The following is a 17,149-nucleotide window of genomic DNA, read 5'->3' as shown; positions in this document are numbered from 1 at the left end:
GATGTAGCGATTTCCTGGCATCTTAGAATCATGTGTCCAACCATCTGTCAATGAATCATCGTGTTGGCTATTGGCCACACCATCTCCTACTGTCACGACATCTGTCCAAGTTTTACCGTCTTGGCTGACTTGGATCTTACCATCACGAAGGTAGTTTTGAGTTCCGTCTTGGATGTAAGCTCTAATCTTCTTGATAGTGCGTTCGCTGCCAAGTTTCAAGGTCACGTGACCATCTTTACGAGCATAGTCTGAAAACTCAACAAAGTTGTTGTAAACACCATCAAACAGTTGCTCTAGGTTGTTCAGCTTACGAACATCATTGCTTCCGTATGTTGGATGAATGCCCATAGTTGTAGATTCTAGTTTGGTTGGTTGCACTTCTTTGGTTGTCACAAGGAGAGAAGTGGCTGTCACAGCTTGTTCCTGATCTGTTTTATTGACCAGACGCACATAACGTACTAAGTGGCTTGCTGCAGATCTATCAGTCAACTGGCTAGCTGGCATCCATTCTTGAGCATTTGCAGAGTACTCAAGGCTAAGAGCTGGGTTGGCTTGGCCTTGGAGCTGGATGCTCTTGACCTGATGGATACGGTCAAGTTTCATACCTAGATAGCTATTTGCAGGAAGTTTAGTTCCAGCTGGAATTTGAAGTTCATAACTGCCCAAGCTATCCACTACCGGCGTTTCCTTCAAGGCATCGACGTTTGTGTCCGTTAACTCACTGTTTCCAGAGCGTGTCTCAACAGAGAAGTCTTGGATACGCCACCAGAGGTCGAGTGCCTTAGTATTGCGTACTCGGATATAACGAGCATTGATTGCTCTAGTCACTTCCTTGGTTTGCTCACCTGCCAAGCGATCAAGTTCCTGCCAAGTAGTACCGTCTGTAGAATACTCAAGCACACCTGCTACAAGTTTATCACCTGTTCCTTGACGAAGGCGAACTTTAGTGACTGACTTGACTTCGCCGAGGTCAAGTTGCGCCCAGGCATCTACTGGAGTGGTATTGCTACCATCAGCGTTTGCCATCATGGCTTCTGTATTGTCCTTGCCATCAGTGATTTGACGAGCTGAGGTATTTAGTTTGTAAACTAAGTTTGAGCTTAGACTAACTGTCGTTGCTTGTTGGCTACGAGCTTTTTCAACTGGACGGTTGACTGCAATTTCCTGAACTGCAAACCAAGTGTTCTCGCGGTCTGCTGTCGCAATCATGCGAACTGCCTTGGCCTTGATATTGAGATTTTCAAACTTAAGAAGGGATTCATTTCCGACATAGCTTGGCTCTTTCAAGGTTACCCAGTTATCATTTTCATCTTGATACTGCACTTCTGCCTTACTAAAGGTATCACGTGGATTTGCCTGCGTTCCCATTGCAAAGGTCAAGGTTTGGATTGATACCGGCTTGTTGAACTTCATACCAATATAATCACCTGTCTTGATGCTATTTGGTGATTTAATAATCGCATGGGTTGCCAAGTCGCCATCCGTTACTTCTGCCAAACCACCTTCTACACCTGTTCGATTGGTGATAAAGGTGCTGATGATTTGGTCTGGGTGCAAGACTTTTTGAACTTCAGAAGCTAGAACTTCTTTCAGGGATAGGATAAATGGACGAATGTGTTGAACACCCAATTCAGCCTTTTCCATATGGTCTACATAATGGAAGGTGTGAGTTTGAGACTGTTCGTAGAATTTCAAACCTTTATAGTAGCTATCCCAAAGTTTGGCTGCATCGTTTGTAGCCATGGCTTCAGTTCCTGTAAGGAAGGCATCGAGAGCATTCATTTGATCAATTGCATTATCCAACCAATAGTGGATTTGGGCAACCATCTTTTGGTCGCCTGATGCTTTATAAAGTTCGGCTGCTTCTTTAATCTTGGCAAATTCTGCACGCAAGGCTGCACGTTCGGCAGTCACATCCTGACCTGCTTTGAGCTTGGTCATGAAGTCTGTTAATTTTGGAGCCAAATCTACAGATTCTTCCAGTTTGACGACACGATTATCCATGTTTTGGTTGATCATGTGCTTACCAAGTTCGCGGAAGGCTGCTGATACCTTGCTATCTCCAAAATGACCATTTTCTACAAAGTTGAAGGCAATGTCATTGATTTTCTTAGCTTCTTCTTCTGATTTCCACTGTTTCCATGAGTATTGAGCTCCTGAAAAGAGGGCAATCTTAGATGGCTCTGACTGTTGCATTGGGTTCAACATGATACCAGATAGCAAGCTTGGATCCACATTTGGATGAAGGAATTTCTCACCACCACCTAGAATCAAGTGTTGTTTAGAGTTGTCTGTTACCGGCCAGTTAATCCAAAGTGAAACTGGGCGATAGGTCTTGCCACCTGCGGATAGATTGTTCTTGAGAGTTGAAAGGAAGCTTTCAGAGGCTTCACCCCAAATCTTACCACCCGTCAAGGTCATGGTTGTTGATCTTGGGAGATTTTCATTGAGGGATTTCAACTCATCCTCACGTCCATTACCCCAATACTGGCCAGGAACAAAGATCATTTCTTTACGAAGACCGCTGTAAGTTCCCTGCATTTCAGTCAACCACTTGGTCATATCTTGCATCAAGCGGTTGTAGCTATTGTAGCCACCGACTGGGCTTGGAGCATCATCTGCAAGGATACCAAATTCACGGACACCCACTTTCATCAACTGGGTAAATTTGGCCTTGATGGTTGCTAAATCTTCTTGGTAATGTGCTTCATTGCCAAAGCGGATGCGGTTGTTCATGAATGGATGGATAGTCCAGACATAGCGTGTTTTACTTTGATTTCCGACGCGAGCTAGTTCACGGATTTCAGCTAGTTTTTCTTCTGGATAGAGTTCACGCCATTTCTTGTTGTGGTATGGATCGTCTTTTGGTGCAAAGAAGTATTGGTTCAATTTCAAATCGCCACCAAAACGCATGAGTTCTGCACGATCGGCATTCGACCATGGGTTTCCATAGTATCCTTCGATGAAACCACGGTTCTTGAGCTCTGCGTAATCTTCTACTGTCACATTGCGAAGGACTGGCACTTGGCTTTCCTTGAGCATGTGTTTCAAGGTTGTCAAACCATAGAAGACCGCATCTGTGTCTTTTCCGACGATGGAAATCGAATTATCCTTGATGCTCAAGACATAGGCGTCAATCTTGTCAAAGAGGCCTGCTGAAACATTGGACAAGTTTTGCTCTGCTTGTGAACCTTGTCCATGCACTCCAAGATAGATATTGGTTGCGCCAGCGATTGCCGCCTTACCAGTTGTATAAGATACTTGATTGTCCTGCAAGACACTCTTCAAGCGATTGCGAGTATAGATATCGAGTTGATCGCCCATGACCAGATTGACTTGCTTACGAAGGGCTGTGGCTCCTTCTCCATAAGTCACTTTTTGTGGAGTTGGGAAGACCTTGTACTCTTTCTTGAGATAGTCTGCGCTCTTGCTAGCAGCTGCAATGCTGTCTTCGCTAGCTGGTTTACTTGCAGTGAATTGATCTGCCAATTCAACTGTTCCATCACCTGTTTTCTCTACTTTTGGTTTTTCTGGTGTAGTTGGTTTTTCTGGTTGACTTGGTGCAGGCGTTTCTTGCTCTTCTTTGACAGGTTTCAATAGATGAACTTCAGCTGCACTTGCAAAACCACCAACGCCTTCCAATACTTTCAACTCAATCTTGTTGGTATGCACCGCCGCAAAGTTGACTGTTTTTTCTTGGGCGTTGTTGTCCCAGTTTCCTTCTGAAACCTTGACCATTTTGCCATCTTTTTGTGCGTAGATTTCGTAGCGTGTCACAACACCATTTCCACCACCTGGGCGTGGGAGATAGGTCAAGCCATTGACTTTTTCTGCTTCTTTCAAGGTCATAGTAAGGGTGTATGGCGCAGTGTCACCAGTCCATTTAGTATGCCAGAAGGTATTTGGATCATTGTCAAAGGCCTTTTCAACAGCGCCTTCAGTCGCGTTTCCTGGAAGTTGCTGACTGCTTGCGGTTGCTGTAATCTTATCATTTGAAATCAAGCGAGGATTTACAAATGGTTTGTCTGACAACTCTGCGCTATGCAAGATTCCTTTGAAACCACCGATGCTTTCAAGCGGTAATACCAAGCTATTGTGGGCAAAGCGAGGGTGAGCTGGATTTGCAATACGTTCAATCTTTTCACCATCCACATAGACTTCTGTAGATTGTGGTTTGGTCACGATGGAGATTTGATAACGTTTGTTCTTTTCAAGTTTTTTATTGAATTGAATATGGAACTGTTCAAATTGGTAAGCAAGATAGCCGTCTTTATCAGCTAGATAGATACGGTTGTCCCCACTTGTTGAGAAGGTTTGTTCCCCGTCTCCAGTGACAGTCACATCAAACTTCAAGACGTGACTTGGACCAACATCACCAGCCAAGCCTTCGATACTGCTATCTTTCTCAAAAGCCAATCCCTGTTCGCTTGCCTTCACTTTCTTACTTGCATAGTTCTTGACTGTTTCAGAATTGATGGTAAACAAGTCGCTTTGATCAATCTCTTTATCAGGATTTGACTGTGGTGCATAAGGGCTAGTTGGTAGGGTGCGTTCTGCAAAGGTCGCAGCTGCACGGTCAGATCCCCAAGTCCGCTCCGCAGTAGTTTGCATGCTCTTGAAGAAGCGTTTAAAGATATCATAAGAGGTCAAGCCTGTCTCATGAAGGTCGATATTGTCATTCCAAACTGCGTGCCCACCACCAAGGATACTTGGATGAGAAGCTGCTAGAAGCGGACCTCCACCTGTTTGGAAATCATTCGGTGTCCAGCTATTGTATTGGCGTTCGTAGTTAGCATAGTCCCCGTAGGCTGCTTGACTATTGCTTCCACTTGGCACACTATAGGTCGGTACATCTGTGATGTTGATAATCTTAGCTCCCTGAGCAATGGCTTCATTTGGTCGTTGCCAGCTAATACTCCAGATATCAACTTCTACTCCGTTCCAATCAACCGCTGTTTTACCTCGTTTCGCACTGAGCGATCCCCAGATACGAGGGGTATAACCTTTTCCTTTAATGTATTTGATAAGGTCATTGACATAGCGACGATAGCTTTCTCTGCTGCCATAGTATTCATCCGTTCCGATATGAACAGTGGACACGCCATGAAGCGGTGCATCTGGACCATCGAGGAGTTTGTCATAAACTGATTTGACAAAAGCTAGCGTTTCATCGTATTTATTATCTAGGTCCAGCATGGCAACACGTTCAACATTGTGTTTGCCAGCATAATCACTCAAACTACCTTGATACATGAGGTCTGGGCGGACTTTGACAAAGGACAAGGCGTGACCTGGTGTGTCAATTTCTGGCACTAGGTTGATATGCAAGGCCTTGGCAAGTTTAATCAGATTTTGCATTTCTTCCTTGGTATAATGCTCATCTGATGTCAATTTTTGACCATTCTTACCGACAATGTCTGTCTCCACACGGAAACCAGTCTTGGCATGTTCAAGGACATACTTGAGTTCTTCTTCTTTAGAAAGATTCTTACCTGCCAAATGTTCCTTGAGGAAGATATAGTTATCATTAAGGTGCAACTGCAAGTCATTCATCTTGTAGTAAGCCATGTTGAGCATGATGTCTACAAGAGTGTCGTAAGGGATAAATTTACGACCTGTATCTAGCATAAAGCCACGGTGGCTGAAACTTGGGAAATCTCGAATTTCGCCATTTTGTAGGTCTGTTTCTCCCATTTGAAGAAGAGTACGAGTTGCGTAGAAGGCTCCTGTGTTTGTGGCAGCTTCAATGGTAATCACATCATTTTGGATAGTGATACCGTACCCTTCTTTACCATAACCCTTGTTTTCAACTTTTTTAAATTCGATTCGTTTTTGAGCCTGCTTGTCACCTGTTGCTAGTTCCAATCCACGGCTGGCAAGGTCTGACTGATAGAAGGTTGCAGCCTGATCAAAGCCTGAATCTCCTGTCGCAAGAACTGTATCTGAAGTGATAGAAGATTGGCCTTCTTTCCCATACCATTGTTGAACAGCTGGTGCTACTTTTGGTTTCACACCCACACCTTCGTCCTGATGTAGCCCCTTGATGACTACTTCAAATTCCTTAGTGAAAGTATGACTGTCTTTGATTTGCTGGACCATGATCTTGACACGTTGATCTGTCAGAGGTTTATGGATGTGATTTTGAAGGTCAATCACACCTTGCTTGTTGCTTCCGATAAGGCTAACTTTCCCTGGTAAAGTTGGTAAGACAAGAGACTGTCCATCTTCTGCTACTGTTAGTTCGGTTACTTGGCGGATATCCGTTACCTTACTATGGTCCGGAACGTTTGAATAAGCTCGAATTTCTTGGATTCCAACGTTTCTCCAGTTCATTGTACCCGCTTGATAGTCGTTAATTTCTAACTTAAGATACTTAGCTTGAATACTTTCAGCTAGATCTACTTTCTCATCTAAAACAGGATCTCCAGTTTTGGTATGAGCGAGTTTCCATTGTTTTTCTCCATTAGCGCCCACGTCTTCTTGACCTGCGTAGTAGAGACTCCAAGATTTGATATTTGGATCATTTTGCCCATTACGAAGACGACGATCCCAGTCAATTTCCACATGCTTGATCAAGGTAGTCTTTGGCAGAGTTAGTTCAAAAGTTGGTTTTGGTACATCTTTGTCTGTAGCCCAACGAGTATTGTCATCTCCATCGATAGCTTTATCCGCAGTAAAGTTGGTACCAGTCTCATGGTTGCTCACCTGAGCAGTAGCACCTTCGAGATGGTTGACATCTTCTCTATCTTCAATTTGCTTTTCAGCTGGTTTTGCTGCTGGCGTAGCAGTTTCAGCTGGTTTATTGTCTGCCTTTGGTGTTTCAACCGGTTTCGGCGTTTCTGCTAGCTTGGGACTTGTAGGACTTGTCTCTGGTTTTGCCTCTTCACTTGATGTAGGATTGCTTCCTTCGTCAGTCGCTGGAGTTTCTTCATGACTTGCTTCTGTTGCAGCTTCTGCATCCGCCTTTTTAAGCGCATTGGCTAAATCATCGGGTAACTTATCCAGTGCTTCAACATGGGTGATGCTTCCCTCTGTTTCTGAAGGCGCTGCTGTTTCTGCTGCCTGAACCATATTGGCTCCAAAGATACTAGCACCAATCATAACGGAGGCTGCACCGATTGCAAATTTTCTTATACTAAAGTGACAGCGTTTCTCAAAAAAATGTCTATCCATCTTTCTCCTATTCCTTTCATCCGCATACATGAGTAAGCGGTATCATTTCTCCTTTGAAAAAAGGAGAGAACCTAGAGGTCCTCTCCGGCTGTTTGATCCTATTTGATTCGAGATCTTTTGGACTTCTAAAACCAAATCTGTTTAGTCTTCTTTTCGTTTTGTCGTAAGAACAGCAGCAGATAAAGCGATACTCACACTTGCCAAGAAGAGGGCTACTTCTGAGCTGTGCTCCCCTGTAGCAGGTAGTTTTTCTTCATCTTTAGCTCCCGGAGTTTTGGTATCAGCTACTGGACTTGGAGTGAGCGGGTACTCAGGTTTTTCAACAGTTGGAGCTGCTTGATCTCCAGCTGTAGCCAATACACCTGTGTAGGCTGGTTTCTCGTTTACCAAGGCTTGGACCGCATTGACGCCACCCTTAAACTCAGGGACTTCATTTGCAGCCGCTAGGACCGCATTGGCTCCACCTTTGTATTCTGGTAATTCGTGAACCAAAGCTTGAACTGCATTGACGCCGCCCTTGAACTCAGGGACTTCATGTACAACTGCTTCTGCTGCATTGACTCCGCCCTTAAACTCAGGTAGGTCATGAACAGCCGCTTCTTCTCCAGCTGTTCCGTAAGGACCTGTATATTCAGGAACTTCAAGAACTGGAGGTTGCTCCTCACCCTTGCTACTTGTTGGAGCATCTGGTTTCGTAGCAGAATCTTTTAATTGGTTGAGATAGTCTGCGAAGTAGGCCACCATTCTTTCCGTCAAGAGATGGTTATCCGTCGCATATTTCATGCTTGCCTGAACGCTAGCTACTTCCTCTTGATTGTCTTTGTCTGTTAATTTCTGCGCCTTAGCCAAAGCTGCTTCATAACCAGACATGTCAAGTGGTGTTTCTGCTACCTGTGGACGGGTAAAGATGAGTTCCGCTGCAGATTGGTATTTATCGCCACCATCTCCGTAAGTCTTGGTACCTGTAAGGACAATTTTCTTAGCCTTGATTGTCTTGCCAAAGTCAATGTCTTTTGGCTTGTTGTTATCTGGCCAATCAGTTACAGTGAAAGTATGTTCCTTACCAGACTCATCTGTCACAACCAGTTTTACATCACGCAAGTTACCATTCGATCCTGAGCCACGTGGAACATAACGAAGTCCTGTGATTTCAGTTGGTTCTTTCAAGACCATGGTTGCAGGCTTGCCTACATCTCCACCATTCCAAGATGTATGCCATAGACTAGACACATTTCCATCAAAGGCATTCTCTAGACCTTCACCTGGTTGAGCTGGCGCATCCAAACTTTCAAAGTCTTCTGCTACCAAGGCTGTCTTCTTCTGAACCAAAGCATTCTTCAAAGCTTCAATCTTGGCAATCTCTGCACGCGCTTCTTCCACGCTAATGTCATCATCTGCCTGACTGAGGTTAAAGACCGCCTCCTTCAAAGCATCCATAGACTCTTTCGTGTAGTTAGTCATGGCTACAGTTGGCAAGTAGTTCTTCAGAGCATTTTCTGTCAACATCTTACCTGTTAGGGTAATTTCCTCGATGTGAAGATTGTCCATCATGAAATCGTTATAACCACGGAAGTTGGCATTTCCGCCAGTATCTCCATGAGTATTGCTTGCATTTCCAGTTGAGTAGATACCTACCCAAGTATCGCCTGTTTCTGCACCTGTCACGAGGAAGGTTGCCTTCTTGGCTTTCTTAGAATCTGTCCAAGTATTTGGCAATTCATGCATTTCCAAGTTGCTTGCTTGAGTACCACGACGACCTGACTGGAATTCTCCCTTACCAACTACAAAGGCATAGGTATTGTCAGAGCCTGCTTCGTATTCAAAGGTTACACGATAAGTCTTACCAGCTTCAAAACGGAAGTTTTGAGGGATTGTTTGGTAAACCAAGTTACGACGGCTCACTAGTCCATTTGTCTTCAATGACCAATTTCCTTCGATAACATCATCGACTTTCTTACCATTCCAACCACGCTGTGTATATGGATCGTGTTTTTCAGACAAGTGAGTGCGGTTGTCTTCGACACCTTCAACACCACCTACTACAAATGGGAAGATACCTTGAGCTACATTTTCAAAGTCTTGTTTAAATGTTCCTTTACCTGTATCATGCTTGTCTCCGTACATGCTTGAATTGTTTTCAAAGGTACGGATTTCATCAAAGTATGTTGCTTCATCACCAGCTTCACGACTCAATGTAAGAGTAACATTTGATACGTCCGATCCAGTTGTAAAGAAGGCGTACATGTTTTGGAAGTAACTTGTATCATCAACTGTAGCATTTTCACGACGATTGTTATGAGCATAAGCTTTGATATAGTTGAGAGCGAGTGACTTATTGGTGTAAGTAGTCACTTCTTTTTCGCCAGTATTCACTGTGATACTTGCCTTAGCATTACTACGGTTATCAACACCGACATAAACAGCATACTTGGTATTTGGTTTCAAGCCAGTCAGTTTCTGAGTAAGACTGACCTTGCTCTTATTGCCTTGGATACGAAGCATTTCATTTGCACCCTGTGATTTGACAATTTCTGCCTTGGAAGCATCACCTGAAATGGTCCAGTGTTTCAAGGTTCCACTGTTAAATCCTTGGTCATAGATGTGCATGCCTTCGCTCCATGACATTTCAGGATTGGTTTGTTTTGAACGGTAGAGAACGTATGGTTGATTTGCTAGAAGGTCTAGGGTAATCTTGCCATCTTTTACAGTTAGTTCTTGCTCTTCTGTCTTACCTTGGTCAGTTAGCTTGTAAAGGTAAACCTTGCTATTTGCCCAATCGCTTGGAAGGGTCCAAGTTGTTGCACCGGCCTGCGTATTAAAGTAGTACATCTTTTCCTTATCAGTAGGAAGTTTCTTACCATTTGCATCCCAGTTCCAAGGAGTCAAGTAAGCTGAACCATCTTGGATGACACGTCCGTTAAGCGTTACTGTACGTTCGCGGTACTGCGGGCTATTGACATCATTTGACTTACGAGTCACAACAACCTTGTTACCTGCTGCATCAACTAGCTCAACCTTCATTTCTGGAGTCCATTTATAGGTGCTACCGTTATCAGACATGGTAACTGGTGTACCATTTTCCCATTTACTTACAGTGAAGTGTTGGAAGTACTTAGTCATGACATCATGGGCAAATAAGTTGGTTACATAGCCATTGTAGTCGCTTCTTCCTTGCCAGCCTTCAAAGTCTTTCATGCTGTAGCCACCTAGAAGTGGGTAGTTGGCTGCACCACCGTAACTTCTGTAGTCCCCAACCCAAGAATCTTTTTGGTGGTTGCGGATAAAGCGGGTGATAGCACTGTTGATACCTTTATTAGTGTAGCCACCATAGGTCAAGTCAGCTGCCCAGTGTTGGAAGGTAGAGTCGTATTCACCACCATGCCCCCACTCAATCGCAAAACGCCAGCCTTGTTTGTTGATTTCTTTAGCAAGAACGTGGGTAGCCCAGGCACCGTTATCACCTGATTGACCATTGCCCCATACGTCCACATAGATAAAGTCGAGACCATCACCAAGTTTTTTCTTCAAGTCTTCCCAGCGAGCCAAGCGTCCATGTGCTAGGTCATAAGCAGCATCAATGTTGATACCTTGGTCTAGCCAGTTCCAGCCGTAGCTGTAGCTGCCATCTGGATTCTTACGAAGAATATTTTCGTTAAAGTATTTAGATTCAGGATAAGTCTCAGAAGCGTTCACGTGGATACCTAGATATGCTCCATATTTCTTCGCTTTTTCGATCAAGGCCTTGAAGTCTTCAACACCACCAATACGTTTACCAATATCAGCATAGTTCAAGTGACCAGAGTCGTGACCTTCACTACCATAACCTTTAAGGAGAACCCCCTGTCCAAGACCATCTGTGTGGAGATTGATCTTCTTGATACCATCCAAGGTCATGAGGAATGGGTTTTGGGCTTGTGAACCAAAGTTCATCGCGATACGATAAGCAGTGATATCCTTAACTTTTTCCCAACCTTGAGGGTTGTTCATGATGCTACGATAAGCAATGGCACCATCTTGCCAGTCGACTTTGTTGTCAGCATTGGCATCTTCGGTGATAACAACCTTGGCACTTGGAAGTTCTTTGGTGTACTCTGGGAAAACAATGCCCTTATAAGCTTTTTCCCATTGCCATTCAGAACTTTGGATTCCCACATAGTTTGTATTTCCAACAGTTTGTTTGAATGCTGTCAAACGAGTCCAGTCATTCGAACCACCACCGTAGCTGTTTTGAGAGTTACTCCAAACACCTGCAGCAAGCTTATCTGTAGAAACAAAACCATACATATAGCCCTTAGCCAAATCTTTCATTGGATTGGTTACAGCAATATGTTCATCTCCACTGATATGAGTGTTGTTTGACATGGTTGCCCCGTCAAACTTAGCTCCAGTTTGGTCGCTTGAAACTGACACAAGTGAGTTTCCTAAGAAATTGATAGAGGAGAGAAGTTTTCTTTCATCATCAATCTTCTGACCTGGAGTAACTTGATTGTGGTTGACAATCTTGGTCACATCAAAATGCAACTGATTGTCCACAACTTGCAAGCGTACTGTCATATCTGCATTGATGAAATTCTTCTCGTCGCGAAGTTTCATCAAGTACTCTGCGGTAGTATCATTGATCTTCTTATAAGTGACTTCAGGTGTAATTTCGCGATTGTTTACCAAGATTTTCTTAAGTTGTTGAACTTGTCCTGGCAAAGTATGGCCATTCAAGGTGTATTCTTTCACACGAGGAAAGGCTTGGTCAATCACTGCCTTGAGGACCTTAGACTGGATCGTATCATAAGTCACCTTGCTATCATCAACGGCTGGACCTGTTTCTTTCTGGGCAGGAGTATCATCCGCTTTTACACCTTCTTGATTGTCTGTTTTAACGCTGACAACCGTACGGTCATTGCTATAAGTTCCTGCCTTGAGAAGGATCTTCTTCTCATTTTTAAGATTCTCATTGACCGCCCCAGGTAGGGTCACTGTGTCAAAGAGATTTACATCATTGTTGCTGGCATTGAGTTGTCCATCTGACTTGAGAGTGATAGAAAGACGATTTACAGAACCTGGTTCTGGTGCTGCCACACGGTTGCCTTTATACCATGTGCTATTACCTGGAGTTTTGTATTCCCAGAACCAGCCACCTTGGTCATATCCAACAAAAACATTGTTCTTGGTATCTTTAAATTTCAAGAAGACACCAAAGCGTGATTTGCCCTTTTCAGAATCATCTTTGAAGGTTAAATCAACCGTCGCATTTCCATTAGCGTCAACTGTCAATCCTTGTTTTTCAAACAAGGCTGGTTTGCCGTCATTGTCATTTTGGGCCGTTGAAGACAATTGATTGTAGCGAACACCCTTTTCTTCACGAATAGTGACTGTTCCTTGTTGCTCTTTATTCGCTACTGTTTGCCATTCAGGAGTTACTGTCTTAGGTATTTCAGGTTTAGCAGTTGCAGGTTTATCCTCTTTTGGTTTTTCTTCAGCGGGTTTTTCTTTCTCTTCCAAGTCTGCTGGTTTCACACTTGAAATTCCCTGTATGTGGTCTTGGATCCATTTTAGTTGAGCTGGTGAGAAGAGAATACCGCCGCTCCGTTTTCCAACTACACCATTTTGGTGCACACCGACCAATTTTCCTTCTGTATCAAAGATACCGCCACCACTAGCGCCCGGTTTTCCTCCTTGGTAACCAATCCCTTGGACACCTTCTCCGTATGGTTCCGCAAAATCAACTGTAGTATTGATAATCGGATTCAATTTCCCTTCTGGATAACCAAAGACATGGAGTTTATCTCCAATTTTCTTAACAACTGGCTTTTTAGTTACTTCAACAGGCGTATTTTCTAGAACTGTACGCAATCTCACTAGGGCCAAATCATTTTTGAAGCCTTTCAGATAGCCTTCACGATCCCAATGAATAATATCTTTCTTACTAAACTTGACATCTGGCAATCCTGGATAAGAGATGCTATAGATATCTCCATCCCCTTGGTCATTATCCACAACCTTACGGATATTGCCGTCTTGGCTGTCCTTGATAAAGTTATGAGAAACCGTCAAGACAAGGTCTTTTGCAACGACAATACCGCTACCTTCTCCTGATGGCGTCTTAATCTTAACAGTCGCGCCATAGTTTAATTCCCCATTGGTAGTCTTAGCCACATCTTCTGGGACGAGCTTCCCTGTATCTTGGGCCAATTGATCCTTGTCAACTTCGCGCCCATTGTCTTCGGCTTTCTCCAACTTATCTTCTAATTCTTTTGGCAGATTGCTTGACTTTTCAGACTTTTCTTTTTCTTGAGCCAACAACTCTTCTTCTGTTTGTGGACCTTCTGTAGTCTCAGCTGAACCAGGATTTTGAGCGGCAGCTTCCTTGTCAAAATCATGCCCCTCATCACTAGCCTTCTTATCCAAATCAGCTAATTCACTTGGCAAATTAGTTGTAGAACCAACTGTTGCTTGATCAGCCAATACTGGGCTAGCTGCGAAGAAAGTCGCTCCAATCATCACCGAAGCTACTCCAAGCGTAAACTTACGAATACTGAACTTACAGCGTTTTTCAAAAAATCGTTTATCCATGAACTCCTAAATCCTTTCATTTTCCAGTAAGCGTTTACATTTCTTTTTTAAAAAATACTCCTTTCTCTGAAAGTGCTCTGCTCAACTGTTATAAATAAAAATTAATTGTACTTTTAATATAACAAATAAAAAGGCAGAAAGCAATAGGAAATAGGTAAAATTCACTAAAATTTTCTCTTTTCTGAAAAATCCTATCTCTAATCATTCAGGGACTTATACCAAGATAAAAAAAGACTTAACCATCATGCCGATGGCTAAATCCTTTACTTTTTTAAAGTTATTTCACATGGTTTGCGAGTTCTTCTTGGGCCTTTTTATTTGACTCTTCTTTTTCTTTCAACCATTTTTCTTGAGCTTTTTGGTATTCTTCTGTTGTCACTGCCTTATCTTGTACTTCTAGATATTTGTACAAAAGGGCTTCACTCATACCCTTGTTACCAGAGTAAGCAAATGGAAGTGTAAATGGCACCATCTTAGACAACATTGGACGACCAGTTTGAGAAGTTGTTGGAATGAGCAAGGCACTGTCTGTCAACCAAGCTTGGGCAGCAGCATATTTCTCATAACGTTTTGAAACATCAGTGGTTTCTTCACCAGCTTCCACAACCATTTTTTCGTAATCTTCTAAACCAACTTGCTTAGCGGCAGCGTTGTTTGTCCCAGAATCAAATCCTAGATATGTTTTCGTATTTTCTCCTACAGAAGGCTTGATAATATCAAGATAAGTAGATGGATCGATATAGTCTGGAGACCAACCCACGTTATCTGAGATATCCCAGTCTTCTCCAGCCGCAGTTTCAGCGAAGTAGGTAATGTTTTGAACATCATCTTTTTGGAGCTGTTGGATGTCGATAACCACATTATCTGATCCTAGATTTTCTTCAACTGACTGTTTAAAAGATTGAACACGTTGAACTTTTGTTGTATTGGTTTGATCTACAGGCATATCCAAGTGGATTGGGAATTTCACACCTTCCGCTTGAAGGGCTGCCTTAGCTTTAGCGAATTCTGCTTTGGCTTTGTCGGGATTGTAGAGTCCATCTTGGGCATCATCCAAGTTTACCTTGCTCCACTCGTCTCCATAGGTCACCAATTTTTCTTTAACTAATTCCCCAAAGTTTTTCCCATCTGCCTGTACAAATGTAGGGGGAACAAACAAGTTACGAAGCAGTTTAGTAGCCCCGCTTGCACCATTTACTTGAGAAGCGTAGGCTGTTCTGTCAAAACCAAATGCAATAGCTTGACGGAAGTCCTTATTCAAAAGGGCCTTCTTGGTTGATGCTTTTTCCTCATCTGTTGTCTTAGAAGTGTACTTATAAGACTGGCGATCGATATTTGTGCCTACTAAATAAGTAGTAGAATCTTGTTGGGTATAAACGATATTGTCTTTGAATGCTTTTTCAGTCTCTGAGTAACTAGCACTTGTTGGGAAGAGGCGAGCCATTGTAAAGCTACCGTCTTTGAAAGCTTCAGTTGGCTTATTAGTATCTTGACCATCCCAGAAGGATAATTTCACTTTATCAAGATGGACATTGTCTTTATCCCAATAGTTTGGATTTTTTTCGAACTCGACTGATGATTTGGCTACGATTGATTTGAGTAAGAATGGTCCATTATAGAGAATACTGCTTGGGTCCGTACCTTTAGCAAAGTCATCCCCTTTAGAGTTCAAAAATTCTTCATTAACAGGAGCCAGAACACCCATTGTTGTCTTAGAATTCCAGAAACTCTCTGGCTTGTTCAATGTGTATTGAACAGTATAATCATCAAGAGCTTTGATTCCTACTTGAGAAAAATCTGTAATTTCTCCTTTGACATAGGCATCCAATCCCTTGATAGATTCCTGAACCAGGTAAAGACCATCTGATTTCTTATCAGCAGCATACTTAAGACCAGTTACAAAGTCTTGAGCTTTAACTTCTGCATACTCCTCACCTTCAGATGTATACCACTTTGCATCCTTTCGGAGTGTATACGTGTAAGTCAAGCCATCCTTAGATACAGACCAATTCTCAGCCATAGATGGTACAAAGTTACCGTAGCGGTCATTTTCAAGCAAGCCATCGATAACGTTGCTCGTAATATTTGCTGTAGCTGCCTTACCAGTTGTCAAATAGTTTAGGTTATCAGGATCCGTTTCGTAAATGTATGAGAATGTTTTCTCACCTTTAGCATTTGAACTTGATCCAGAGCAGGCCGCAAGAGTCGCTGCTGCCAATAACGTCACACCCGCAAGGGCAAGTAGTTTTGAACTTTTCATTGTTTTCTCCTTTAAAACTTTCACCCCATTATAGTCCCTTTTCAGAAACATGTCAATATAATTTTCAGAATTTTTGAATTAATTTGGTAAATTCTGAAAAATAAGTTTTCTATCATAAAATTATGATTCTCTAATACTATATTTTTATATCTTAAACCAGCAAAACAAGGACCGAAAATCAGATTTTTTATCATTTTTTTGCTATGATTAGATAGAAGAAAAGTTAAGGAGAAGACAATGATATTAATTACAGGTGCAAATGGTCAACTCGGTACTGAACTACGTTATTTACTAGATGAACGAAATGTGGACTATGTTGCCGTGGATGTGGCCGAAATGGATATCACCAATGCTGAAATGGTTGAGAAAGTCTTTGCCGAGGTTAATCCAACTCTGGTCTATCATTGTGCAGCTTATACTGCTGTTGATGCGGCAGAAGATGAGGGAAAAGAACTGGATTTTGCCATCAACGTAACTGGAACTGAAAATGTAGCCAAGGCCTCTGAGAAATACGGAGCTACTCTGGTCTATATCTCAACAGACTACGTCTTTGATGGGAAGAAACCCGTCGGACAAGAATGGGAAGTCGATGACCTACCTGATCCGCAAACAGAGTACGGACGTACCAAGAGAATGGGTGAAGAACTTGTTGAAAGCCTTACGTCACAACATTATATCATCCGTACTGCTTGGGTCTTTGGAAATTATGGCAAAAACTTTGTCTTTACCATGCAAAATCTTGCTAAAACCCATAAAACTCTCACTGTTGTCAACGACCAACACGGTCGTCCAACTTGGACACGTACCTTGGCTGAGTTCATGACCTACTTGACTGAAAATCAAAAAGCATTTGGCTACTACCACTTATCAAATGACTCCACTGAAGATACCACTTGGTATGACTTCGCTGTCAAGATTCTTAAAGACAGTGATGTTGAAGTGATTCCAGTAGACTCCAGCAAGTTTCCTGCCAAGGCTAAACGCCCCCTCAACTCAACCATGAGTTTAGCCAAAGCGAAGGCGACAGGTTTCGTCATTCCAACTTGGCAAGATGCCCTTAAAGAATTTTATAAACAAGAAGTAAGAAAATAAAAGTTTATGACATACATAAAAAGCAAGAGACCATGAGATCTCTTGCTTTTTAGTATC

At 42.7% G+C, this 17,149-nt stretch carries 4 protein-coding genes; 1 reads left to right on the top strand and 3 read right to left on the bottom strand.

Translation table 11 applies throughout. The features are described 5' to 3' along the window. The 3 genes from A0739_RS05575 to A0739_RS05565 form a co-directional block, all read right to left on the bottom strand. Window positions 1-7,173, bottom strand: a 7,173-nt coding sequence (locus A0739_RS05575) for a beta-N-acetylglucosaminidase domain-containing protein (protein WP_061587334.1), incomplete at its 3' end; no start/stop codon positions are given. 141 nt (window positions 7,174-7,314) lie between these two features. After that, a complete protein-coding gene (locus A0739_RS05570; RefSeq protein WP_082243816.1) occupies window positions 7,315-13,740 on the bottom strand; it encodes a SpGH101 family endo-alpha-N-acetylgalactosaminidase in 6,426 nt (2,141 codons plus the stop codon). Between the two features lie 277 nt (window positions 13,741-14,017). After that, complete coding sequence (locus A0739_RS05565) at window positions 14,018-16,000, bottom strand: peptide ABC transporter substrate-binding protein (RefSeq protein WP_061587333.1); 1,983 nt, start codon at window positions 15,998-16,000, stop codon at window positions 14,018-14,020. Window positions 16,001-16,237: 237 nt separating this feature from the next. On the opposite strand from A0739_RS05565, the gene rfbD reads away from it, so the two are divergent. Beyond that, the gene (rfbD, locus tag A0739_RS05560; protein ID WP_061587332.1) at window positions 16,238-17,092 is read left to right on the top strand and encodes a dTDP-4-dehydrorhamnose reductase; all 855 of its coding nucleotides are present in this window, start codon (window positions 16,238-16,240) and stop codon (window positions 17,090-17,092) included. The last annotated feature ends 57 nt before the right edge of the window (window positions 17,093-17,149 follow it).

The organism is Streptococcus oralis, from assembly GCF_001588645.1.
Taxonomy (GTDB): Bacteria; Bacillota; Bacilli; order Lactobacillales; family Streptococcaceae; genus Streptococcus; species Streptococcus oralis_AB.
Note: the sequence above shows the minus strand (reverse complement) of the source record. Positions and strands in the feature narration are given on the sequence as shown.